Raw genomic sequence first — 24400 nt, 5'->3', positions numbered from 1 at the left:
CATGGGCATTCTAGAGCTGATTTGTCAGGAAGCCGCCGGCCAGCAGCTTGAAATTAAGCAGATCAAGCCGCTGGCACTGGCATATATAGGCGATACGCTGTATGACCTGTATATCCGCAGTCATCTGGTGCTTACCAAGCAGGAGACACCTAAACAGATGCATGTGGAAGCGGTTCATTTTGTTAAGGCTTCTTCTCAGGCGAAAATGATGAAGCTGATTATGGAGGATTTAACAGAGGAAGAGACAGAGGTCTTTAAACGCGGAAGAAATCAAAAGTCTTTAACCGTGCCTAAAAATACGACGCTGGTGGATTATAAATGGGCTACTGGGTTTGAAGCGCTGCTGGGGTATTTGTATGTAACGAAACAGGAGGAGCGTTTATATGCGCTTATGAAGCTGGCGACAGATCGGTTTAAGAGGGAAAAAACAGGAGGAAAAGAATGACGGATTCGATTATTTATGGCAGAAATACCGTATTAGAAGCGATCAAAGCCGGCCGAGAGATTGAGAAACTATATCTGTCTAGGCCTCCGCACAGCGGTTCATTGATTCAGATTGCGGGACTGGCCAAGAAAAAGAGAATTTTAATACAGGAGACGGACAAAGCTAAGCTGGATACACTGTGTGATAAAGGCAATCATCAGGGGGTCGTTGCGCTGTGCGCCGCTTCTCAGTATGCTGAGGTAGCCGATATTTTAAGACGAGCGGAGGAAAAAGGCGAGGCCCCTTTTCTTTTAATCTGTGAGAGCATTCAGGATCCCCATAATTTGGGTGCCATTTTGCGGAGTGCGGAAGCCGCCGGCGTACATGGCGTGATTATTTCCAGGCATCATGCGGTGGGGCTCACAGAAGCAGTGGCCAAAACAGCCGCCGGTGCTCTGGAATATATGCCGGTAGCCAAGGTAGCAAGCGTCGCTAAGCTCATTGAAGAGCTGAAACAGCAGGGCATTTGGACTGCCTGTGCTGATATGGACGGGCAGAGCGTATATCAGACAGATTTGAAGGGACCACTTGCGCTTATTATTGGCGGTGAGCATGAGGGAATTACCCGTTTGGTGAAGGAGCGCTGTGACTTTGTTGTAAGCCTGCCAATGAAAGGGCAGGTCACTTCTTTAAATGCTTCAGTAGCGGCCGGTATTTTGCTGTTTGAAGCGCTGCGGCAGCGGTCTTAATGAAAATACAGGGTAGGGAAATGATAAAAGAAAATGGAAATACACTTCCGGATGAGGAACTGCTTGCCCGAATCCATCAGACAGATCAGATGTCAGATATACTAGAAGCAACAGATATACTGATGGAACGCTATAAGGAGATGGTCCGCGGCAAGGCCAGAACATATTTTCTAATGGGAGCTGACCGAGACGATGTCATCCAGGAAGGAATGATTGGCTTATATAAAGCGATTATGGACTTTCGGCCGGAAAAGGATGTCAATTTTAAAAAATTTGCAGAGCTGTGTATCACAAGACAGATTATCTCCGCTGTACGCATCTCTTCCCGTTTAAAGCATATGCCGCTGAATCAGGCTGTCTCATTAGAAAGCCATATTTGGGATAAAGAGGGCAAAGAAAGAAGACTGGCAGATGTCCTGCCGGGTCCTTCTGATCTAAATCCAGAGAAAATTTTGATGGATGAAGAAAAAATGCAGCAGCTTAAGCAATCTATTGGAAATCGGCTCAGCAGCATGGAAAAGAATGTGTTAACACTGTTTTTGTCTGGTATGGATTATATTCAGATTGCAGATCATTTGGGAAAGCAGCCTAAATCGATTGATAATGCACTGCAGAGAATTAAACAAAAAATCATGAAAATACTAGAAGCATAATGTGCTGTATTATTGACTTTAAAAAGGAAAATGCTATAATACGGATATAGCATATAGAGGGGGTGACAAGCATCGATACCATAGTCTACTTTTGGCTGGCGCTGACGATTATCTGTGTGGTCGTAGAGGCGCTGACGCTTGGATTAACTTCCATTTGGTTTGCATTTGGAGGGCTCGCAGCCCTTGTAGCCGGCATCCTAGGAGCCGCCCTTTGGCTGCAGATCGTCTGCTTTATTGTTGTGACGATTGTGATGCTGGTTTTAACAAGGCCGTTGGCCGTTAAATTCCTAAAGCCGGGCCTGAAAAAGACCAATGTGGATGCGATTCCGGGAAAAATGGGAGAAGTCATTGAAGAAATTCTTCCTATGGAAGGCAAAGGACAGGTTAAGCTCGAAGGGCAGGTGTGGTCTGCTAAAGTCGAAGACGGTAAAACAGCCATACCGGTGGGGACTGTTGTGACAGTGATACGCGTAGAAGGCGTAAAGGTTGTAGTTCGTTCATAAAAGAGGAGGAAAAGAAATGGGATATATTATTGGCGGTATTATTATTCTTTTGATTATCATGCTGGCAGCTTCCTGCTTTAGGATTGTGCCACAGGCGAATGCATATGTTATTGAAAGGCTGGGTGCCTATAAGCAGACATGGGGTGTAGGGCTTCATTTTAAAGTGCCGATCTTAGATAAGGTGGCGCGTAAAGTCAATTTAAAGGAGCAGGTGGCGGATTTCCCGCCGCAGCCGGTTATCACAGAGGATAATGCAACGATTCAAATTGATACGGTTGTCTTTTTCCAGATTACAGATCCCAAAGCATATACCTATGGCGTAGAAAAGCCGATGATGGCTATCGCAAACTTATCAGCGACAACGCTTCGTAATATTATCGGTGATTTGGAGCTGGATGAAACCTTTACCTCTCGTGATATTATCAATACAAGAATGCGCACCATTCTGGATGAAGCTACGGATCCATGGGGGATTAAAGTAAACCGCGTTGAGGTTAAAAATATTATCCCGCCGGCAGAGATTCAGCAGGCAATGGAAAAGCAGATGAAGGCTGAGCGTGAAAAGCGTGAATCCATTTTGCGTGCAGAGGGAACTAAACAGTCTCAGATTTTGGTAGCGGAAGGTAAAAAGGAATCTCTGATTCTGGAGGCAGAAGCTTCTAAGCAGGCGGCTATTTTGCACGCGGAGGCTAAGAAGGAAGCGCAGATCCGTGAGGCTGAGGGTGAAGCAGAGGCTATCCGCAAGGTGCAGCAGGCTACGGCAGAAGGTATTTCTATGCTGAAAAATGCGGCGCCGGATGCCGGTGTCATTTCTTTGAAAAGCCTCGAAGCATTTGCCAAAGCTGCGGATGGTCAGGCGACAAAAATTATCATTCCGTCAGAGATTCAGTCGTTGGCTGGCTTGGTTACTTCTGCTACGGAGCTGGCCAAGAAAATGGATATTCCTGAAAAATGATTGAATTTGTGATTCAAAAACAAGAAGCGGGCCGTCAGTTGGCCCGCTTTTTAGAAAAGATTTTCCCTAAGGCTCCCCGCAGCCTTTTTTTTAAGGCATTGCGTAGCCGCAAGATTAAGGTGAATGGAAAAAAGCCTAAAGAATTATCGATGATTCTGCAGGAGAACGATGTGGTTCGATTGTTTTTCACCAATGAGCAGCTTAGCTCTTTTGGCTATCGAGAGAGAAAAGAAGAAGAAGTGCCTCCTTCTTTTCCGGCTGTGCCGGTGCTTTATGAGGATGAAAACCTGTTGATCTTAGATAAGCCGGCAGGATTGCTGTCGCAGAAAAGTAAGCCGCAGGATATATCACTTACAGAGATCGGCAGACAAATGATTGTAAAGCAACATGGTGGGGCTGCTTCCTATCGGCCTGGTGTCTGCAATCGTCTGGACCGAAATACATCGGGAGCTGTCATTTTGGCTAAAAATGTAGAAAGCGGGCAGGCGATTGCGCAAATGCTCAAGGAACATACTTTACAGAAATTTTACTGGGCGCTGGTAGAGGGACTCCCTGAAAAGTGGCAGCAAAGAACACAGCTGATTCATACATGGCGAAAGGATGAAAAGAATAATAAAGCCATTTTGTGTCCATATCAGGAGGATCAAGGGGAGTATCAAAGGATCGAGAGCTATGTAAAGCTGCTGCGGCAATGCGGACGCTATAGCCTGGTAGAGGTGCAGCTGCTCACGGGAAAAAGTCATCAAATTCGGTCGCAGCTAGCTTATGAGGGACATCCTATTGTGGGGGATGGAAAATATAATCAAAAAGCCAACTGCTTTGCCCCTATGCTGGTTGCCAAACGATTGGTATTTGCAGACTGTCCGGATCATCTTCAATACATGGAAGGAAGAGTGGTGGAAGCTGATTTGCCAGCATCAATGAAGAAGTATATGGAGGAAAACGGAGTATTTTTGCAATAAAAAAAGAGAGAATTTACTCTCTCTTTTTTTTATAGAATTTTATTTTAACAAGCAAGACTGATACTTTTCAGGAATCTGTGATTCATCGCAGCACATACTAATAATGAAATGAATATTGTATTTGTCGGCAACATCGTTTACCTTATCGAGCAGCTCTTCCATATGTGTAGCCTCAATTTTGGCATTTTTCAGCAGTCCATCGATGAAAACGGTGTTAATATCATAATCCTGAGAAAGGATACCACAAACAAAACCAAAAAATTCACTGCTGGTTTCCATGGGATATTCAGCTGTCTGTACCAGCCGAATTGCGTAATCCAAACGGAAAATCTGACTCTGGTCTGCATCGACATACACAATATGTCCATCATTGGTTTTTACAAGAGCATTAGCCATGTCAATTAAACTTTTAGTTTTTCCGGCACCTTCACGCCCAGCAATTAATTGAATCATAAGAATTCCTCCTTAATGAGTGCCTTCATAAAGATATAAGGCTTGTAAATTTGTTATAGATATTATAGCATTATGAAGGCATATTTTCAAATCATTTTTTAGATTTTATAAAAATATCACGCCCAAAGCATTGGTTGCCGTTGGGCGTGATAGGATTTACGATCTGTGGTAGGCATCAGCAGCGGCGATTTTGCCATACATGCTTAAGCAATACAGGCCTGAGAGGCCAACTAAGGCATAAATCACACGCGAAACCCAGGAAAAACCAAAGAGGGCGTCAACTAGGTTGAAATTGAAAAAACCGATTAAGCCCCATACAATTGCGCCTACAATTGTCAAAGTCAGACATAAAATATCAAAAGGTTTTGAACTCATGAGTATATCCTCCTTTCTACTGATTATCATGGTGCATTTGTGAAAAAATATACAATATATTTTAAAAATTGAGTCATTGACAATTTTTAAATATCCGTTACAATAGAAATAGTAGCTTTCAGGAAAAAGTTTAGGAGGAAATGCGTAGTGAAGAATCAGTTCTCTTCGATATTGAAAACCTTTAAAGGCGGGGTTCATCCGCCGGATGAAAAGCTTCAGACCTGCGATAAGCCGATCCAGGATTTTATGGATCCTCAGGGGGATATGATCTATCCTATGCAGCAGCATCTGGGGGCTCCCTGCAGGCCTATTGTAAAAAAGGGAGACTGCGTACTTAGAGATCAGATCATTGGAGAGCCGACGGGGCTGGGCGCTTATATATATACCAGCGTATCCGGTACAGTAAAGGATGTTAAGCCGGTGCTGCATCCTAACGGTACAAAGGTTCTGAGCGTGATTATTGAAAACGATCATCAGTATCATACATTAGAAAAAGAGATAAAACCATGCAGCTATAAAGAGCTTACAAAAGAAGAGATTTTAGAGAGAATCAAATTGGCAGGCATTGTAGGCATGGGAGGAGCCGGGTTTCCAACACATATCAAATTAAGTCCTGCACCGGATAAAAAGATTGAATATGTGATTATGAATGGTTCTGAATGCGAGCCATATTTGACTTCAGATTATCGCGTTATGCTGGAGGATTCATGGCGTGTAGTCAATGGACTTCGTATTGCGCTGTCTTTATTTCCAGGGGCCAGAGCGTGTATTGGTATTGAAAATAACAAGCCTAAAGCGATGGAAACACTTCAGTCCTATATTCAGGATGAAAAAGATATAGATATTGTTGCATTAAAAACCAAATATCCGCAGGGCGGCGAAAAACAGCTGATTTATGCCGTAACGGGACGAGAGGTTCCTTCCGGAGGCCTGCCTGCCGATGTAGGATGCATTGTATTAAATGTAGATACTGTAGTAGCGATATCAAGAGCTGTTACGCAAGCTCGTCCGTTGCAGCGCCGTATCGTAACAGTGGCTGGAGATTGTGTTAAAAACCCAGGAAATTTTCGAGTACGAATTGGCACAAGTTTTCAAGAAGTCGTTGATGCAGCCGGAGGTTTGATTAAGAAGCCGGCTAAAATGATTTGCGGTGGTCCGATGATGGGGATGCCGGTTAGCACATTAGAAATTCCGGTTATCAAAACCTCTTCTTGTATTTTATTATTGTCAGAGGAAGAAGCTGCATTACCGGAGGAGAGTGCATGTATTCGCTGTGGTAAATGTATTGAGGCATGTCCCATTCATCTGCAGCCCTATGAACTCAATCAGCTGGTGCTGAGAAGAGATTGGGATGGTTTTGTACGGCTGCATGGCACAGATTGTATTGAATGCGGATCCTGCAGCTACGCTTGTCCTGCCAAACGACATTTAACGCAAACCTGTAAATTAGGAAGAAAAACGATTGCTGATTTAAAAAGACAAGCCGCCGTGAAAGGAGGAAAAAACTAATGGCAGAAGAGCAGCTTTTATATACATCTACATCACCCCATGAAAGAGCATCGCACTCTACAGCTTCTATTATGCGCGATGTTATTTTTGCTATGATTCCGATCGTTATTTTTTCTTCTTTATATTTTGGAATCAGAGCGCTTGTTATCATTGTTCTATCTGTTGTCTCTGCTGTACTTTCAGAATATATCTGGCAAAAAGTAACTAAGCAAAAGGTAACGGTTTCAGATTGCAGTGCTATTGTAACAGGAATGCTTTTGGCATTTAATTTACCAGCTAGTGTTCCGTGGTGGATGCCGATTGTCGGTTCTGCATTTGCTATTATTATTGTCAAGCAGATTTTTGGCGGCATCGGCCAAAACTTTATGAATCCTGCACTGGCTGGCCGCTGCTTTTTATTGGTAGCATGGTCCTCTGCTATGGTGACGTTCCAAATTGATGGCGTTACAGTTGCTACGCCTTTAGCCATGATGCAAAGCGAGGCGGGGGAGATTCCTAGTAAGCTTAGCTGCTTTTTAGGCGTGATTCCCGGAAGCTTGGGAGAGACGTCGACAGTATTAATCTTGCTGGGCGGGATTTATCTAATTCTGCGCAAAGTGATCGATTATATTATTCCGGTTTCTTATATTGGAACGGTATTGATTCTTTCCTATTTGCTGGGACAGGATGGTATCTATCAGATTTTAACCGGCGGCTTAATGCTGGGAGCCTTCTTTATGGCAACTGACTATACAACTTCTCCGATGAATAAGGCTGGAAAATGGATCATGGGAGTAGGCTGTGGGCTGTTAACTGTCTTAATTCGTTTTTATGGCGGATATCCAGAGGGCGTTTCTTTTTCTATTTTATTGATGAACTTATGCGTACCTTTAATTGATCGTTTTACGATGCCGCGTGTGTTTGGAACCTCTTCTAAAAAGGCTGCTAAGAAAAAGGAGGAGAAATCAGCATGAAAAAAAATGCAATTTTAAAAATGGGATTTGTTCTCCTATTTGTTTGTGCAGCAGCGGGGCTTTTGCTGGGCATCGTCTATGAATCTACAAAGGATTTAATTGCCGATAAAAAAGAATCTGTGAATCAGGCTGCTTATCAGAAGGTGCTGCCGGATGCAGGGACGCTTACCTCTGTAGAGGTCGCACAAGAATGGGAAGAAGAGATCCTAGAGGTGTATAGCTCAGAAAAAGGATATGCCATTAAGGTTCTGACTAAAGGATATGCCGGAGATGATTTGGAAATGGCCGTTGGTATCGATCTAAACGGAGCGGTAACAGGCGTGAAGGTTATTAGTCATGCAGAAACGCCGGGCCTTGGTGCTAAAGCGGCAGAAGATGAATTTTTAGAGCAATATAAAGAAAAAACAACGGCTGCTGATTTGAGTGTTACCAAAACAGGAGCGGCTTCTGACACAGAAATTGATGCTATTACAGGGGCAACCAAAACCTCGAATGGTGTAACGGCTGGGGTCAACATGGCCTTTGCCTATTATAATGAATATTTGAAGGGAGAGAAGTAGGATGGCTAAAATAAGTGAGCATTTAAAACGCGGATTGGTCACTGAAAACCCTACTTTTATCCAAGTACTCGGGATGTGTCCAACCTTAGCCACCACAACATCAGCCTTAAATGGTTTAGGTATGGGGTTATCCGTAACGGTAGTTTTGATCGGGGCTAATCTGGTTATATCGCTTTTACGAAAGGCGATTCCTGATAAAATTCGAATTCCTGCTTTTATTGTGGTAATTGCTTCTTTTGTTACCATTATTGATTTGCTGTTGCAGGCACTTTTTTATGATACACTGTATCAGAGCTTAGGATTATTTATTCCATTGATTGTTGTAAACTGCATTATTTTAGGCCGGGCAGAAGCATATGCTTCTAAACATGGTCCTGTAGATTCAGCGCTCGATGGATTAGGAATGGGGCTTGGATTTACGGTAGCGCTGACAGTTTTAGGAGCTGTACGTGAGATCTTAGGTGCGGGCTCTCTTTTTGGACTGCAGGTGATGCCATCTGCCTATCAACCAGCCGCCATCATGATTATGGCGCCGGGTGCCTTTTTTGCTCTGGGAATTTTGCTTGCGGTCTTTAATGCTGTTCGCAAGAAAAGCGAAAAGAAAAAGGGGGAATAAACAATGGCATCACTCATTACCATTCTTATCAGCTCTATTTTCGTAAATAATTTTGTAATGTCGCGCTTTATGGGCATTTGTCCTTTCTTAGGCGTTTCTAAAAAGCTGGATTCTGCAGTTGGCATGGGACTTGCCGTTACTTTTGTCATGACAGTGGCCTCTGCATTTTCCTATCTGGTTTATACGTTAGTTTTGGTTCCTCTTCATAAAGAGTACTTATACACAATTGCGTTTATTTTGGTCATCGCTTCTTTGGTACAATTTGTGGAAATGGTTATTCAAAAAATTAGTCCTGCACTTTATTCGTCACTTGGCGTATATTTACCCCTGATTACGACAAATTGTGCCGTGTTGGGAGTGGCGGTGCTCAACATGCAATCTGGCTATAATATGCTGGAAAGCGTTGTAAATGGATTTGCAGGCGGATTAGGATTTATGATGGGTATCGTATTATTTGCAGGGATCCGCGAAAGAACGGAACATAATAAAATTCTTTCCTGTTTTGAAGGATTTCCGATTGCACTTATTTCTGCAGGATTAATGGCGATTGCATTCCTTGGCTTTCAAGGGTTGATCTAAGGAGGACTTACTATGATTTGGAATGTTCTGATTCCTTTACTTATTCTTGGAATACTGGGGATTGTTTTTGGATTGCTGCTGGGATATGCTTCCAAGAAATTTGCAGTACCGCAAGATCCGCTATTTCCTGAATTGAGAGACGCGCTCCCGGGCGCCAATTGCGGGGCCTGTGGGTATGCCGGATGTGATGCCTATGCGAAGGCTGTAGCAGCAGGAGAAGCGGCTGTAGGAAAATGTCCGGTTGGAGGCGCTAAGACGGCAGAGGCGATGGGAAAAATTATGGGTGTTGCAGCAGAAACAGGAGATCGTATGGTAGCCTACATACGCTGCAGCGGAAATAAGGATGTTGCCGGCGACCGATACCAGTATCATGGCATTCACAGCTGTAATGAGGCCGCTATGATACCGGGAGGAGGGCCAAAGCTGTGTGCATATGGTTGTTTAGGCTTTGGCAGCTGTCTTGCAGTTTGCTCCTTTGATGCCATTCAGATTGTAAACGGCGTAGCGAAGGTTGATGAGAAAAAGTGCAAGGCTTGTGGCAGCTGTATAAAAGCATGTCCTAAAAATTTGATTTCTATGGTTCCTGCTTCATTATCGGTTAGACCTTCTTGTTCTAATCCTGAACGAGGAAAAGAGGTAAAAGAGGTATGTCAGGTTGGCTGTATTGGATGCGGGCTTTGTATGAGGGCTTGTGAAGCCGGCGCAATAAAAATGGAAAATGGGCTGCCGCAGATAGATGCTTCTCTGTGTACAGGATGTCATGCCTGCGCAGAAAAATGTCCGGTTAAGATTATCCATTTAGCGGAATAAAATGCATATTAAAAGAAACAAATACCCGCTGAGAAGTTATTAACTTTTCAGCGGGTGCTTGCATACAGTGGCGTATGTATGTTTATAGTAGCATAAATTGGTTAAACAGATAAAATGTAAATTTTTTTATATCGGTATACAAACCCTGAAAATCATGGTAAAATATCTTACATGGGTTAGTGACTTATAGGAGGAAAGCATGTCAGTAAAAGGAAAAAGTACGCTCACGTTATTTTTATTTATTTTTGCAGGAATTGTTTTAGGCGGATTTTTGGGAAACTGGCTGGGACAATATGATTTTTTCTATTGGCTTGCATATGGAAAGTCATTTGGGCTTGAAACAGTTACCTTAAATTTGAGTGTGATTCAACTCACATTTGGCTTTCAATTCAGTATTAATTTAGCGTCTATCATTGGAATTTTTATTTCCATTCTTATTTATAGAAAAATATAAACGGATTGTATAAGATTTCATTTTTCGGAAATTATAGGATATAGAGAAAGAATTTCACTTTTCACCCCTGCTGCAAAATAAGCCATCAGAAGATCAATTGATCAGAAGGGCTTTATATGCAAATAAAAAATATGACAATGAAGGAGCTGCCGTATTCAGAACAGCCATATGAGCTTTTAGAAGCTAAAGGCGAAGAATCCCTTACGGATGCACAGCTTTTAGCCATTGTATTAAAAACTGGTTCAAATGGTGAAAGGGCTGTGGATCTTGCAACGCGATTGCTTGCTTCTGTGCCGGCGCAGGGAAGAGAACCTTTGACAGCTCTTTGTCATCAATCACTGCGAAAACTACAGCAGTATAAAGGAATCGGACGGGTTAAAGCCATCCAAATCCGTGCTTTAGCAGAGCTTTCCAGACGGTTAAGTAAGCAGAGGGCATTAGAGAGAATCATTTTGGATACTCCCAAGTCAATCGCTGATTTATATATGGAAGAAATGCGCTATCTAACGCAGGAAGTCATCAAAGCGATATATTTTAACTCCAAAATGGAGCTGTTGGGAGATCAAAATCTTTCAGTGGGAACTATGACGCGATCCCTTCTAAGTCCAAGAAGCATTTTTTTAGCGGCTTGGGAGCAAGGCGCTTATGCATTTGTTTTGCTCCATAATCATCCAAGCGGCAATCCGCTTCCTAGTTTAAATGATATTGTTTTAACGGATCGTCTTAGACAAGCGTCAAAATTATTAGAAATTCCAATGATTGATCATATCATTTTGGGAGATGGACGGTATTATTCTTTTAAAGAACACGAAAATACACAAAGAGAAGAGCAATAGAGGAGGTAAGCAATGTTTTTACAAAAAGGCCTAGGAATTGACCTAGGAACAGCTAATACATTAGTTTTTTTAAAAGGCGAGGGGATTATCGTTAATGAGCCTTCTGTGGTGGCCCTTAATTCGGATACGCGTGAGGTAGTCGCCGTTGGTGATGAAGCCAAAAGGATGATAGGGCGTACACCAGGGAATATTATTGCAGTACGTCCTATGAAGGATGGCGTCATTGCTGATTATTCAACAACGAAAGCGATGCTGCAATATTTTATTCGAAAGGTTGTCAATCAGAGGTTTGGTAAAAAACCCAATCTGGTGATCTGTATTCCCTATGGAATTACGGAAGTAGAGCGAAGAGCCATTATTGATGTTTCTCTGCAGGCAGGCGCTAGTGAAAAAGGAACCTATTTGATTGAAGAACCAATGGCCGCCGCTATTGGTGCTGGTATGCCGGTAGAAAATGCGATGGGAAGTATGGTCGTTGATATCGGTGGCGGAACAACAGAGGTTGCTGTCATTTCTTTAGGTGGTATTGTGACAAGCAAGTCTTTAAGGGTAGCAGGCGATGCAATGGATGAAGCGATTGTATCTTATATTAAGCGTACCTATAATTTAATGATCGGAGAACGAACTGCCGAGCAGATGAAAATGACAATTGGCACTGCTTATGTGGATGAAAATACACCGGAAGAAAGAATGAGTATCAAGGGGCGTGACGTAATGTCTGGGCTTCCTCGAACAGTTGAGATCAATAATTTTCAAGTAGCAGAGGCTATCTACGAACCTGTTATGACAATGATTGATGCCATTAAGGTTACTTTAGAAAAGACCCCGCCAGAGCTTTCAGCAGATATTTTGGATACAGGGATCATGCTCACAGGCGGCGGAGCGTTGCTCAAAGGACTTGATCGCATGATTGAAAGAAATACAGGAATGATTGTTAATATTGCAGAAAATCCTTTAGATTGTGTGGCAAATGGGACAGGAATCGTACTAGAATCTCTGGACCGACTGAAAAATGTTTTGGTACCGGCTCGTTTAACAGATTAAAAGGGTTTAAGTTAAATGCAGGAAGAAAAAAAGAAAAAGAAAAAAAAATTACCTACTAAATGGAAACTAATAATAGGAATAAGCTTTTGTGGTGTCTTATTGCTTGCTACCTGGTTACTAGGACAGCGTTTTGAAGCAGTACGCAGTACTCTTAATACGGTTGCAGAGCCGATTCAAAAAGGATATTTAGCAGCAGAAAGCTGGGTTATGGATATTCTTCAAGATATGCAGACCAAGAAAAATTTAGAAGACGAAAATGTACGTCTCAAAGAAGAATTAGAGCGGGTGCAAAATGAAAATTTGCGCCTGCAAAGTGATGCTCGGCGTGTACAGGAATTAGAAGAGTTATATGCACTAGATACCTATTATAAAGATTATCCTAAAACAGGTGCCCAAATTGTTGGACTTTCTCCAAACAATTGGTATGAGTCTTTTATCATTGATAAGGGAAGCGAAGATGGAATAGAAAAGTACATGCCGATTTTAGCTGATAATGGCTTAGCTGGGCATGTAAGTGAAGTTTATGGGCACTATGCAAAAATTGTATCAGTAGTCAATAAAGACAGTTATATTTATGGACAAATCAATCGTAAAGGCGGTGATTTGGTCGCTGTTCAGGGAGCACGAGGGTATAGTTCTCCTGATACAGGAGCGGTTGATGAAGACTTGTGTATGATTCAATTTGTAACGAATGATATTGACATTACAATCGGAGATGAAATTGTAACCTCCTCATTAGGAGATATATATCCCCCAGGACTTAGAATTGGTACTGTAATTGAAATTAAACCTTTGGGCACCGGATATGAAAGTCTGGCGTATGTAAAACCTGTTGTTAATTTGGATCAGCTTGATACAGTTTTGGTAATTACAGAAATTTGGAAACAAGATATGCACAAAGAAATTGCAGGAGATGGTAATTCATGAGCATGCTCATTATAGGGATAATCGGTTTTCTTAATCTATTAGGAGAAGCCACATGGGTGAGACAGCTGGCTATTGCTCATATTACGCCTAATTTATCCTTACTGCTGATTGTCTTTTGGGGAATTCTACAGGGAAGTCAACGGGGGAGAAGGCTAGGAATTTGGATTGGATTACTACAGGATTTCCTTTTTTGTAAGGTTCTTGGTGTATATGGTTTAATATACTATATGATAGGTCATATAAGTGGATATTTTAATAAAGATTTTCATCAGGGACATTTCATATTGCCGTTAGTGATTGTGGCAGGAGCTGATTTTTTATATGGTTTAATTCAATATTTTATTTACTGTTTTTTTACCGGCGACTTGCATTTAGGTTTCTATATGCTGCATAGGATCTTGCCGGAATTATGTTATACCGTTTTAATCAGCGTACCCATTTATCCTATGATACGACTGTTAAGTCAAGGGACTAAAAAAATAGATCATTGGATACAAAACGGAAAGGATAGAAAAGCTTGAAGGCGTTTTGGAAGCGATTACTTGCGGCGATCACTAACCGCATATTTTTAATTACAATAGTTGTCCTAGTTATTTTCGGCGGAATCTGGACAAGTTTGTACCAAATTCAGATTTTAGATGCGGATCATTATAAAAAAATGGCCGCTGAAAATATTTATGAAGAACAAGAACTGGAAGGAATCCGGGGCTGCATTTATGATCGATACGGAAGGCCGTTAGCATTAAATAACAGCAGCCTTTCATTGTACTATACTCCGGATGCAGATAATGAGAATTTAAATGCGTCTATTTTATATCTTTTGGAGATTATAAAAGAGAACAAGGATCAGATTTCACTTTCTCAGCCTTTTCCGATTGAGTATGATCCATCGGTTGGTTTTTATTATTTGTCTGCTTATTCTTCGGAGCAAAATCAGGTAGCTTTATATAATTTTTTAGCAGAGATTTTTGGAACAAGCCGCGATGAATTAAGTTTTGAACAAAAGAAAACAACTGCTGAAGAAGCATTTCAACAAATAAAAGAAAATACTTTTCATTTACCGGAGACAGCCTCTATTGAACAACAGTTTACGCTGGCTCAAATTCGCTATGCCATCTTTTGTGGTCGTTGGGAACCAACTAAACCTATTTTATTGATCCGAAATGTTTCGGAGAAAACACAAGCCGCTATTATGGAGCGAAGAAGTGATTTTATTGGTTTTTCTGTAAAAACAGAATATGCAAGAGAGTATCCAGAAGGAGAATTATTTGCTCATATTGTGGGATATGCCGGACATATCAACGAAGAGGAGCTGGAAGAGAAAAAGGAATTGGGATATACGGAAAATGACACCATCGGCAAAACAGGTATTGAATTACAGTATGAAGAACAGCTTCGTGGCAGCAGTGGACGCGTTCGAATTGAGCTGGATGGGGAATCTGGTACGCGTGTCAATGAGACAACATTAATTCCTGCTGTGCAGGGAAATAGTATTTTTTTAACAATCGACAGAGATTTGCAGGAACAAGCGTATCATGCTCTGTACCAACAAATCAAATCGCTTTTGATCAGCAAAATTACAGGGGAATCTTCTAAAAAAGGAAAAACCTATAGCTTAGAGGATATATATTGTGCGCTTATTGAAAATAATTTTATTTCTATTGCAAAAATCGAAAGCAGCACTGGAGAATATTCAGTTTCCTTAAAAAATTTATATCAGCAGGAATCTGATTGGGAATTATCTCAATTAAAAGATGCAATGCTCAATTCACAGCTTTCTCTTTCTCAATATCCAGAGCTATTGAAAGATATATATAACCTAATGATTGAAGCTATGCGTGATCAGGGGTATTTATCTTATGACTATCAAAAGGATAGTGATTTTTATTCTGTCTATGCACAGGAACAGCTGAGCATTCGTGAATTCTTAGAATATTGCCTGCAGCATGAATATTTAGACAGGGCTCAATATTCTGTAGGAGAGGAAACCAACATTGATATAATATTGGAAACAATCGTTGATACAGAGATGGAACGTTTGCGCCAAAATATAGAATATAAAAAAAGAATCTATCGATATCTGATTGAAAACAACCTTTATTCACAGGCTTCTGTTTTATATTTAATGTATGAGGAAGGTTTGATCCATAATCAAGATGGGAGCAGAGAGGCCGTTTTAAGCGGTGAGCTTTCCGTTTTGGATTGTTTGATAAAAAAAATTCAAGAGGATGAAATTACACCTGCTCATCTGAATCTGGATCCCTGTAGCGGATCTGTTGTTCTCACAGATTGTAATACAGGAGAGGTATTAGCTATGGTGAGCTATCCATCCTATGATCCTAATTTATTTATCAATAATTTGAATTATTATAATCAAATTGTGCAGGATAATTCTGGCCCCTTGGCATTTCGGGCGTTATATGAGATGAGAGCAATTGGTTCCACATATAAAATGTGTACAGCCATTGCGGGACTAGATCTAGGATATATTGATGCATATACCACAATTTATGATGCCTATCGATATCCTAATGTAAATAGTATAGATCAACCGACTTGCTGGAGTACAGTAAGTCATGGCACCCTTAATGTAATAGAAGCACTCAATCATTCCTGTAATTATTTTTTCTATGATGTTGGCTTTAGACTCTCCGATCCCAATAGTGCATCAGAATTTAATGATATGGTTGGTTTAAAAAAATTAGCTACGTATGCTGAAAAATTAGGATTGGCAACTCCAACAGGAATTGAAATAGGGGAGGGGACTCCCAAAACCTCTGATCAGGATGCTGTCCGTTCGGCAATCGGGCAGGGAACAAATGCATTTTCTGCAGCTAATATCAATCGATATACCTGTACCTTAGCAAATGGTGGCTCTGTTTATAATCTATATCTGGTAGATGAGATTCATTCTGCAAAAGGAGAAATTATATTTGAGAGCGCACCTCATAAGGAAAGCGATGCTGAAATCAGTTCAGAAATTTTTTCTATTGTACAGCAAGGAATGCGTCGCGTTGTTACAGATGAACATGCTCAGGAATTATCCATACTGGATGCTGCTGGTCTGCACACAGCCGGAAAGACGGGTACAGCTCAAGAGTTAGAAGATCGTCCGGATCATTCTTTATTTACTGGATACGCCTCCTACGATCATCCGCAAATTACGGTAACGGTGGTGATTCCCTATGGGGGTGGATCGGCTAATGCGATCCCTGTTTTTCGGGATGTAATCGCAAATTATTATGGAATTGCGCTTGACACAAGACAGTAGATATGATAAATTGAATATACTTGCTATGAAATGCCTTATCTATTTGTGTAAAGCGTACAAAAAGCAGAAAGAGGCTTTGTATGTTACGAACGGAAAATTTTAAATATTTTGATGGTTGGGTTTTATTGCTGGTTACCATACTGGTGCTCTTCGGTACCGTTATGATTGGCAGCGCAAATGGATGGGTATATGATAGCGAGCATTTTTTTCTGGATAGTCTGATGATTAAGCAGCTTATTGGCTATGTATTAGGTTTAATTGCCATCCTGCTGATCATGTTATGTGATTACTCTTTTTTAAAGATGATCGCGATCCCTGCCTATGGGATAGTTCTGATTTTATTAGTTCTCGTTTTGCAATTTGGCACAGGGGCTGATGAAAATGATAATGTCAGGAGATGGTTACCGCTTATCGGTGATTTTAATATTCAGCCTTCAGAGTTATGTAAAATTTCACTGACGCTGATACTTGGATGGTTTCTTGATAAGTTTCAGGACCGAATTCATCGTTTTGGTATCATACTCATCGCAGTTTTGATTATTCTAGTGCCTTTATTTTTAGTTTATAAGGAACCAGATCTTTCTACTTCATTGGTTATCCTTGCGATTGCAGGTGCTACTTTATTTTCTGCTAAATTGCCATGGCGATATGTCATTCCCGGTCTCATTCTAATGATTATATTTGTTATCGTTGTTTATTATGATGCGATCAGCCCGACACCGCGTCTTTTAGGAGAATACCAAGTTGATCGTATTTTGGCCTGGTTACATCCGGAAGAGTATGCTCTGACGACTGCATATCAAACAATTCAATCACGGACGGCTATTGGTTCTGGCGCATTATATGGTGTGGGTATTTTTCATAATAGCGGTATGGTTCCTGTGCCAACGACAGATTTCATTTTTGGGATTATTGGCGAGGAGCTCGGCTTTGTCGGATGTAGTATTGTCATTTTATTGTTTCTTTCTTTAGCACTTAGGATTTTACGGATCGCTTCCCACGCAGAAGATTTGTTTGGAAAACTAATTTGTATTGGTATTGCAACGATGATTGCCTTTCAGTCAGCAATTCATATGGGAGTATCCACTGCAGTCTTACCAAATACCGGTTTGCCGTTACCATTTGTTAGCTATGGACTTAGTTCTTTAACAGCGAATATGATAGGCATTGGATTGGTACTTCGTATTAACGCAGAAAATAAAAAAATTAGATTAAGGAGGTATGGAATGTGAATATTGGTTTCATTGCCCATGACAACAAAAAAACTCTTATGCAGAATTTTTGTGTAGCATATCATCATATTTTGTCAAAGCATGATTTATGTGCTACCGGAACAACCGGCCGCCGAATTGAAGAAGTGACTAATTTACACATCAAAAAATTCTTAACCGGTTCTTTTGGCGAGCAGCAGCTCTGTGCACAGATAGATAACGATACGATTGATATGGTCATTTTTTTACGGGATCCGGAAACCAGTAAGCCACATGAGCCTAATTTGGCCAATGTGGTATTGCATTGTGATGCACATAATATACCGGTAGCAACGAATCTGGCTACTGCTGAATTATTGATTTTAGCGCTTGATCGTGGGGACTTAGATTGGCGTACACTTTATAAATAAGCTTTTATTATACATGAAACCATTAAAAATAGAAAAATCGTATCGCAAAGTCTTTCTGAGCGATACGATTTTTTGTTTTTAGAAACCTTCATTGGTTAAATGATTTACGTGTTTCATAGCGTACTAAAGGAATAGTGAAAATTTCTATGCATATAATAAAATAACCAAGCTGTCAAAGGGAGATTTACATGAAAAGAGAAGAGTTACATAGAAATCGTATTCCTAAAAAGAAAGGAACTAAGCTTTATTCCCATGCTGTATATCCTTTTTGTCACTTTTTTCAAATAGGAGGAGCTATTCTTGTTCTCATGTTAATTCTGGGAAGTCAATATATATTTCCTTCTTCTGCCTCAGAGCAACTGCATTCCTTTGTAAAAAAAGAATTGACTTCTACCATAGAACTGCCTTCTAAGGAATGGAGCGGTTCCTTGAAGGAGCTATTTTTCCCTAAATAACAGAGATCAGAATCCGTTTGCAATCTCACTGCTACTAAGGTATAATAAAGGACAAGGTAATTTTAAACTTTATCGATATCTAAAGGAGGCACTATTTTGCGGGTTACATTACCGGATTCCTTATTATTATCTGTTCAAAAGCCTGCTCGTTATATTGGCGGAGAAGTCAATACAATTCATAAAGATCTTGCTCAAATTGATACACATTTTTGTTTTTGCTTTCCAGATGTATATGATGTAGGTATGTGTCATCTGGGGCTGCAGGTATTATATCATGAACTCAACCGTTATGAAGGCGTATATTGCGAACGCTGTTTTGCTCCTTGGCCTGATATGGAAAAAGCAATGCGTACGCAGCAGATTCCACTTTATTCTTTAGAGACATATACGCCTCTAAAGGAATTTGATTTTGTTGGATTTACGCTCCAATATGAAATGTCCTATACCAATATTTTAAATATGCTCGATATGGCTGGTATTCCTCTTTATAGCAAGGAGAGGGGAGATGAGGATCCTCTTGTCATTGCCGGAGGACCGAACGCCTATAATCCAGAACCCTTAGCCGATTTTATTGATTTGTATTATATGGGAGAAGGAGAGGTCGAGTACGAGCATCTTTTTAATGCTTATTCTGCTCATAAAAAAAGCGGTGGCAGCCGAAGAGAGTTTTTAAAAATAGCGGCACAGATTCCAGGGATGTACGTACCCTCATTTTATGATGTCATTTATGAAGATAAACCTGCAGCAGGGTGCGATCATATGCCCAGAATCGCAGCGATTCGGCCCAATTGTCCGGAAGCACCGAAAAAGGTCACCAAGGTTCTCGTATCTTCAATGGACGAGCTATCTTATCCAACCAAACCTATTATTCCCTATCTTCAAATTGTACATGATAGAGCTGTTATGGAGATTTTCAGAGGCTGCATCCACGGATGCCGTTTTTGTCAGGCCGGCATGATTTATCGCCCTGTACGGCTGCGCAGCCGTGAAAAAATCATGCAGTGGGCTGATGAAACGTTAAAGGCTACCGGATATGATGAAATTTCACTCACTTCACTCAGTTCCAACGATTATCCGGGATTATATGATCTGTTAAGGGAAATTCATGAGCGCTATCCTCATATCAACGTCTCGCTTCCTTCTTTACGCGTAGATGCTTTTTCGCTCAAATTGATGGAAGAATTGGCACAAGGCAAAAAAAGCGGTCTGACTTTTGCGGCGGAAGCCGGCACCCAAAGACTGAGAGATGTGATCAATAAGGGGATTACGGAAGAAGAGATCTTAACTGGCGTTAAACTGGCCTTTGAAGGAAAATGGGATCGTGTTAAACTTTATTTTATGCTGGGACTCCCCACCGAAACGGAAGAGGATATTCAGGGGATCGCTAATTTGGCCGGTAAAATCGTTTCAGAATGGCATGCCATTCCCAAGGAAAACCGTTCGCGTGATCTGCGTGTCACAGTAAGCACCTCATTCTTCGTGCCCAAGCCTTTTACTCCGTTTCAGTGGTGTGCTCAAACAGATTATGAATCCTATATGGATAAACAGCATTTCTTAAATAGCCAAATCTACAATAAAAAAATCCAGTATAACTGTCATGACGCTTTCTTAAGCACATTAGAGGGGCTATTAGCACGAGGCGATCGCAGAACGGGCTCGCTGATTTATCATGCCTGGAAAAATGGATGCAAATTTGACAGTTGGTCTGATTTATTTGATGAAGCAGCTTGGCGTACAGCAATTGAAGAAAGCGGCGTAGAGCTTTCTTATTATTGTTACCGCGAGCGGAAAGAGGACGAAGTATTTCCTTGGGACCATATCGATGTGGGCGTAAATAAAAAATTCCTGTACCGAGAATATCAGAATGGCCTAAAGGGTGTAGTAACGCCTAATTGCCGTGAAAACTGCGCAGGCTGCGGAATACGAAAGATTTCTGATACTGGCGTATGTTATGAGGAGAATCACCAATGAAAAAACAACTTGTATTTTATAAAGGCGGAATATTAAAATTTGTTGGTCATTTAGACCTTATGCGAACGCTGCAGCGCGCTTTACGGCGTGCGGGGATTCCGCTTGCGTATTCACAGGGGTTTAATCCGCATCCACTGATGAGCTTTGCCAGTCCGCTTGCTCTTGGCTGTGTAGGAGAAAAGGAAGTCATGGAGTTAAAGCTTGAAAAGGAAATGGGCGACGAAGATTTGCTGTGCTTGCTTAATCAAGAGCTGCCAGAAGGGTTACAGGTGCTTGCTTGCCGTACCATAGAGGAGCAGGGGCCCTCCGCTATGGCTAAGGTACAGGCTGCTCTGTATCGTATTCAATTTCAGGCATCCGAAAATTGGCCTGCCCTGATAGAGGAGTGGATTAAGCAGGAGCAGATTCTGGTGACTAAATTGGGAAAGCTTCATGGCCGCAAGCAGCAGATTGAGGTAGATATCAAGCCCTGGATCTATGACTGGCAAATGGAGGATGCTCAAACCCTTCTTTTATTATGCGCCTGCGGCAGCGAAAAAAACTTAAAGCCGGAGCTATTGGTAGAAGCGCTTTATCAGCACATGCATAAGGAGAGCTATCAGTATACGGAACAAATTACCAGATTAGAGCTGTTTGAAAAATCTAAATTTGGGTTTCAAAGTTTATCCAATCCAGGTGAGGTGTGAGCTTCATGTATCAGATTATGATTTCAAAGCTTCCAGAAAAAATACAGGCCGGCATTTTATGGGAGGATCAGCTCATTGCCTATCATGAATATGTACAAGAAAACGAAGAAATTTTAGGAGATATTCGTTTAGCTCAAATTGAAGAAATTGTCCCGGGAATCAATGCCGTTTTTCTCAATATTGGAGAAAAACGGCCGGCTTTTATGCCCATAGATCAAACGACTGCCAGAAACTATAAACCTGGTCAGGAATGCCTAGTGCAGCTGCAAAAGGACGCAGTGGGAGAGAAGGGGATGGTTGTCACCGATCAGCTTAGCCTGACAGGCCGATACATTGTGCTTACACCTGCTAACTCTAAACTGGGAGTTTCCGCTAAAATTGCCGATCCAAAGGAACGTGCCCGCTTGAAGGATATCGGCAGCTCTTTTCCGCAATGCGGAAAAATAGGATATATTTTACGAACGGATAGTCAGAGCAAAGAAGAGCTCCCTTTGCAGCAGGAAGCTCTCCGTTTGTATCAGCTGTATCAGAAAATTACAGAACAGGCCAAATATAGCCGCATTGGAGATACGCTATACCGAGCTGGCAGCTCTGTGGGAAAATTAATTTTATCTTTACCAGTCGCAAAGATTGGAAAAATCGTAGTAGATGATGCTGCTTTATTTAAACAAATCAAAGAAGAGATCTTATTGCAGCATTCTGAATTAGAATCCTGCTTTCAATTATATCAGGATTCTCATTGGCCGCTGATGGATTTTTACAAGATCTCCGCTCAGCTTCCCAAGGCACTGCAGAAGAAAGTATTTCTTTCTCATGGCGGCTATCTCTTTGTTGAAGAGACAGAGGCTCTTGCCGTAATTGATGTAAACACCGGAAAGGCAATCGCCGGCCGTGATAAGGAAATAGCGGTGGCCCAGTTTAACATCCAAGCGGTGCCCTATATTGTACAACAAATTCTGCTGCGTAATCTTGCTGGTATTATTATGATTGACTTTATCGATATGCGGGAGATAGCTCATAAAAATCAGCTTTTAGCAATCTTACAAAAGACTTTTTCTGAGCTCGATCTGCACAAAACAAAGGTTCATGGCTTTACGCAGCTAGGGCTGGTAGAGATATCCCGTGAACGAAAGGGAAAACCTCTTTCCAGACAATTTCATATCTAATCTTCTCGCCGCAAATGAACTGCTTTGGCGGCAGAACGCCTTCTCGCATCTTCTAGCTGAGCATAATGCTTTCGAGTTGTATTTACATCCTTATGCCCCAGCACATCAGCTACTAAATAAATATCACCCGTTTCATTATATAGAGCCGTACCATAGGAGCTGCGCAGCTTGTGGGGGGAAATATGTTTGAGGGCAATCACACTTTGAGAATATTTTTTCACTAAATTTTCAACCGAACGCACTGTTAGCCGCCGTTTTTGCATAGAAAGAAAAAGCGCGTTTTCATGCCCGGCCATTGGCAAAATGTCTTTTCGCTGGGCGATATAATCGATCAGCGCCTCGCGAACCTCATCACCAAAATAGACGATTGCCTCATTACCGCCTTTTCGAATAATTTTAATGCCATTATGGTTAAAATCTACATCCTGTACATCCAGCCCCACGCACTCGGAGACACGGATTCCCGTTCCCAATAACAGCGTTACAATCGCCAGATCACGGGTTTTGGTAGCTTTATGATAGGCCTGCTGTTTTTTGGTCAGTTTATCTCCGGATTCTACCTGATCCAGCAAACGTGCGATTTCATCTACATCCAATTTAATAATCGTTTTATCATGTATTTTCGGTGTGCTGATCAAAGAAGCTGGATTAGAGGGCAGAAGCTGTTTACGATAGAAATATTTAAAAAGGCTTCTTACGGCCGCCAGCTTCCTTGCCTTTCCCTTTTCTCCATTTTGGAATTCCTCTCCCTCCCTGTCATAATAAGTCAAGTAATCCAAAAACATCTCAAGCTGTGTGGTGGTTATACTTTTTAAATCAGAGATCTGGATCTCTTGAATTGTTTTTTCTTTAAGTGACGGCAACGTCTCCCGCATAAACTCAAAAAAAATCATCAAATCATGAGCATAGCCCAACCGCGTACGCTCAGCCGTTGTCGGTTCAATTCCCCTAAAATACTCGTAGCAAAATTCCGGCAGTGTCAGCAATAGCTTTCTAAGCTTGATTGTCAGCTCTTTTTTTTCTTCCTCATGATAGGTCATCTTCATCCCCATCCTTTCATCTTGGAATTCTGTATTGCCGAAAAAATTCGGTTCGTCGCATGATGATCCCTTTGATTCCATAAACGCAGCTGCTGCTTAGCTTCCTCCCGCTTCGTATATCCATCTGCAGGACAAGCATTTTTCATAACAGGCAGCTGATTCTGATTGGCAAAATAAACAATTTCCTGCTCCGGCACATAAATCAGCGGACGAATAGAGTAGAGGCCCATACGATCCCAATGCGTAACCGGTGAAAACGTATGAAAGCGTCCTTCATACAAAAGACTTAAAAGAAATGTTTCTACGACATCTTCTTTATGATGGCCAAGAGCTACTTTATTGCATCCGTCTGCTTTAACCTTCTCATTGAATGCACCTTTCCTCATTTTCGCGCACAGCGCGCAAGGATTCTTTTCTTTTCGTTCTTCAAAAACAATCTGTGCAATATCCGTTTGGATTACTTCAAACGGAATCTCCCAATCGGCCATAAAGGCCTCCAGCGGGGCATAATCCATTTCTGGAAACCCAAGGGCAACCGTATAGGCTTTGATGGTAAACGGTTTAGGATAAAAACGCTGCAGTCCTTTTAAGGCAAGTGCCAATGTGATACTGTCTTTGCCCCCTGATACACCAATTGCAATTTGATCATGTTCTTCAATCATTTGATATTCATCTATCGCTTTGCGCGTATAGCTTAAAAGTCGTTGATAATTCATGGATGTTCCTCCTTATTTGCTTATTGTAGCATATATTTAACGAATAGTTAAGGTTTTTTTATTAAAATGTATAAATTACCCATAAAAACATAAGCTATCAATACTCATTTAT

Annotated in this window: 28 protein-coding genes; 24 read left to right on the top strand and 4 right to left on the bottom strand. The window is 41.3% G+C overall.

Features of this window, described 5'->3' with window-relative positions; genetic code table 11:
* The first annotated feature begins 1 nt into the window (after nt 1).
* The 6 genes from HFE64_04445 to HFE64_04420 all read left to right on the top strand — a co-directional run bounded on the left by HFE64_04445 (nt 2) and on the right by HFE64_04420 (nt 4246).
* On the top strand, nt 2–445 hold the full coding sequence (locus HFE64_04445) for a Mini-ribonuclease 3 (protein ID MCI8632719.1): 444 nt from the start codon (nt 2–4) through the stop codon (nt 443–445).
* On the top strand, nt 442–1173 hold the full coding sequence (gene rlmB / locus HFE64_04440; protein ID MCI8632718.1) for a 23S rRNA (guanosine(2251)-2'-O)-methyltransferase RlmB: 732 nt from the start codon (nt 442–444) through the stop codon (nt 1171–1173). Before HFE64_04445 ends, rlmB begins: the two co-directional genes overlap by 4 nt.
* The gene (sigH, locus tag HFE64_04435) at nt 1173–1826 is read left to right on the top strand and encodes an RNA polymerase sporulation sigma factor SigH (GenBank protein ID MCI8632717.1); all 654 of its coding nucleotides are present in this window, start codon (nt 1173–1175) and stop codon (nt 1824–1826) included. Before rlmB ends, sigH begins: the two co-directional genes overlap by 1 nt.
* Nucleotides 1827–1888: 62 nt before the next feature.
* Nucleotides 1889–2329 (top strand): NfeD family protein, encoded by a 441-nt coding sequence (locus HFE64_04430; GenBank protein ID MCI8632716.1) that lies wholly within the window; start codon nt 1889–1891, stop codon nt 2327–2329.
* Between the two features lie 16 nt (nt 2330–2345).
* Complete coding sequence (locus tag HFE64_04425; GenBank protein ID MCI8632715.1) at nt 2346–3284, top strand: SPFH/Band 7/PHB domain protein; 939 nt, start codon at nt 2346–2348, stop codon at nt 3282–3284.
* Nucleotides 3281–4246 (top strand): RluA family pseudouridine synthase, encoded by a 966-nt coding sequence (locus HFE64_04420; GenBank protein MCI8632714.1) that lies wholly within the window; start codon nt 3281–3283, stop codon nt 4244–4246. Before HFE64_04425 ends, HFE64_04420 begins: the two co-directional genes overlap by 4 nt.
* Before the next feature lie 39 nt (nt 4247–4285).
* Here the strand turns inward: HFE64_04420 and HFE64_04415 are convergent, their stop codons facing one another.
* Nucleotides 4286–4699 carry a twitching motility protein PilT gene (locus tag HFE64_04415; GenBank protein MCI8632713.1) on the bottom strand — a complete coding sequence of 138 codons (414 nt, stop codon included), beginning with the start codon at nt 4697–4699 and terminating at the stop codon, nt 4286–4288.
* A gap of 156 nt (nt 4700–4855) precedes the next feature.
* The gene (locus HFE64_04410) at nt 4856–5074 is read right to left on the bottom strand and encodes a DUF378 domain-containing protein (GenBank protein ID MCI8632712.1); all 219 of its coding nucleotides are present in this window, start codon (nt 5072–5074) and stop codon (nt 4856–4858) included.
* A 168-nt stretch (nt 5075–5242) separates the two neighbouring features.
* Here HFE64_04410 and rsxC point away from each other — a divergent pair, with 168 nt between their 5' ends.
* From rsxC to HFE64_04320, 18 genes are all read left to right on the top strand, one after another.
* Nucleotides 5243–6583 carry an electron transport complex subunit RsxC gene (gene rsxC, locus HFE64_04405; protein MCI8632711.1) on the top strand — a complete coding sequence of 447 codons (1341 nt, stop codon included), beginning with the start codon at nt 5243–5245 and terminating at the stop codon, nt 6581–6583.
* A complete protein-coding gene (locus HFE64_04400) occupies nt 6583–7536 on the top strand; it encodes an RnfABCDGE type electron transport complex subunit D (GenBank protein ID MCI8632710.1) in 954 nt (317 codons plus the stop codon). Before rsxC ends, HFE64_04400 begins: the two co-directional genes overlap by 1 nt.
* On the top strand, nt 7533–8096 hold the full coding sequence (locus tag HFE64_04395) for an RnfABCDGE type electron transport complex subunit G (GenBank protein ID MCI8632709.1): 564 nt from the start codon (nt 7533–7535) through the stop codon (nt 8094–8096). Before HFE64_04400 ends, HFE64_04395 begins: the two co-directional genes overlap by 4 nt.
* A gap of 1 nt (nt 8097) precedes the next feature.
* Nucleotides 8098–8712, top strand: a complete 615-nt coding sequence (locus HFE64_04390; GenBank protein MCI8632708.1) for an electron transport complex subunit E — start codon at nt 8098–8100, stop codon at nt 8710–8712.
* Nucleotides 8713–8715: 3 nt separating this feature from the next.
* Complete coding sequence (rsxA, locus tag HFE64_04385) at nt 8716–9291, top strand: electron transport complex subunit RsxA (protein MCI8632707.1); 576 nt, start codon at nt 8716–8718, stop codon at nt 9289–9291.
* Nucleotides 9292–9303: 12 nt separating this feature from the next.
* Nucleotides 9304–10101, top strand: a complete 798-nt coding sequence (locus HFE64_04380) for an RnfABCDGE type electron transport complex subunit B (protein MCI8632706.1) — start codon at nt 9304–9306, stop codon at nt 10099–10101.
* Between the two features lie 199 nt (nt 10102–10300).
* Nucleotides 10301–10555: a DUF4321 domain-containing protein gene (locus tag HFE64_04375; protein ID MCI8632705.1), complete on the top strand. Its 255-nt coding sequence runs from the start codon at nt 10301–10303 to the stop codon at nt 10553–10555.
* Between the two features lie 137 nt (nt 10556–10692).
* A complete protein-coding gene (gene radC / locus HFE64_04370; protein MCI8632704.1) occupies nt 10693–11391 on the top strand; it encodes a DNA repair protein RadC in 699 nt (232 codons plus the stop codon).
* Between the two features lie 12 nt (nt 11392–11403).
* Nucleotides 11404–12435 carry a rod shape-determining protein gene (locus HFE64_04365; protein MCI8632703.1) on the top strand — a complete coding sequence of 344 codons (1032 nt, stop codon included), beginning with the start codon at nt 11404–11406 and terminating at the stop codon, nt 12433–12435.
* A gap of 15 nt (nt 12436–12450) precedes the next feature.
* The gene (gene mreC / locus HFE64_04360) at nt 12451–13362 is read left to right on the top strand and encodes a rod shape-determining protein MreC (protein MCI8632702.1); all 912 of its coding nucleotides are present in this window, start codon (nt 12451–12453) and stop codon (nt 13360–13362) included.
* Complete coding sequence (gene mreD / locus HFE64_04355; protein MCI8632701.1) at nt 13359–13883, top strand: rod shape-determining protein MreD; 525 nt, start codon at nt 13359–13361, stop codon at nt 13881–13883. Before mreC ends, mreD begins: the two co-directional genes overlap by 4 nt.
* Complete coding sequence (locus HFE64_04350; protein ID MCI8632700.1) at nt 13880–16633, top strand: hypothetical protein; 2754 nt, start codon at nt 13880–13882, stop codon at nt 16631–16633. The genes mreD and HFE64_04350 overlap by 4 nt, the downstream gene beginning before the upstream one ends.
* Nucleotides 16634–16713: 80 nt before the next feature.
* Nucleotides 16714–17865 carry a rod shape-determining protein RodA gene (locus HFE64_04345; GenBank protein MCI8632699.1) on the top strand — a complete coding sequence of 384 codons (1152 nt, stop codon included), beginning with the start codon at nt 16714–16716 and terminating at the stop codon, nt 17863–17865.
* A complete protein-coding gene (locus HFE64_04340) occupies nt 17862–18254 on the top strand; it encodes a methylglyoxal synthase (protein ID MCI8632698.1) in 393 nt (130 codons plus the stop codon). The genes HFE64_04345 and HFE64_04340 overlap by 4 nt, the downstream gene beginning before the upstream one ends.
* A gap of 188 nt (nt 18255–18442) precedes the next feature.
* Nucleotides 18443–18709: a hypothetical protein gene (locus HFE64_04335; GenBank protein MCI8632697.1), complete on the top strand. Its 267-nt coding sequence runs from the start codon at nt 18443–18445 to the stop codon at nt 18707–18709.
* Nucleotides 18710–18802: 93 nt separating this feature from the next.
* The gene (locus HFE64_04330; protein ID MCI8632696.1) at nt 18803–20680 is read left to right on the top strand and encodes a TIGR03960 family B12-binding radical SAM protein; all 1878 of its coding nucleotides are present in this window, start codon (nt 18803–18805) and stop codon (nt 20678–20680) included.
* Nucleotides 20677–21366: a DUF2344 domain-containing protein gene (locus tag HFE64_04325; GenBank protein ID MCI8632695.1), complete on the top strand. Its 690-nt coding sequence runs from the start codon at nt 20677–20679 to the stop codon at nt 21364–21366. The genes HFE64_04330 and HFE64_04325 overlap by 4 nt, the downstream gene beginning before the upstream one ends.
* 5 nt (nt 21367–21371) lie before the next feature.
* Complete coding sequence (locus HFE64_04320; GenBank protein MCI8632694.1) at nt 21372–22532, top strand: ribonuclease E/G; 1161 nt, start codon at nt 21372–21374, stop codon at nt 22530–22532.
* Here HFE64_04320 and HFE64_04315 read toward each other — a convergent pair.
* Nucleotides 22529–23578 carry a tyrosine-type recombinase/integrase gene (locus tag HFE64_04315; GenBank protein MCI8632693.1) on the bottom strand — a complete coding sequence of 350 codons (1050 nt, stop codon included), beginning with the start codon at nt 23576–23578 and terminating at the stop codon, nt 22529–22531. The two genes, HFE64_04320 and HFE64_04315, sit on opposite strands and share 4 nt — an antisense overlap.
* Nucleotides 23575–24288 carry a tRNA 2-thiocytidine biosynthesis protein TtcA gene (locus tag HFE64_04310; protein MCI8632692.1) on the bottom strand — a complete coding sequence of 238 codons (714 nt, stop codon included), beginning with the start codon at nt 24286–24288 and terminating at the stop codon, nt 23575–23577. The genes HFE64_04315 and HFE64_04310 overlap by 4 nt, the downstream gene beginning before the upstream one ends.
* Nucleotides 24289–24400 lie beyond the last annotated feature (112 nt).

It is taken from the genome of Lachnospiraceae bacterium (assembly GCA_022794035.1).
GTDB lineage: Bacteria > Bacillota > Clostridia > Lachnospirales > Bianqueaceae > CALWPV01.
Note: the sequence above shows the minus strand (reverse complement) of the source record. Positions and strands in the feature narration are given on the sequence as shown.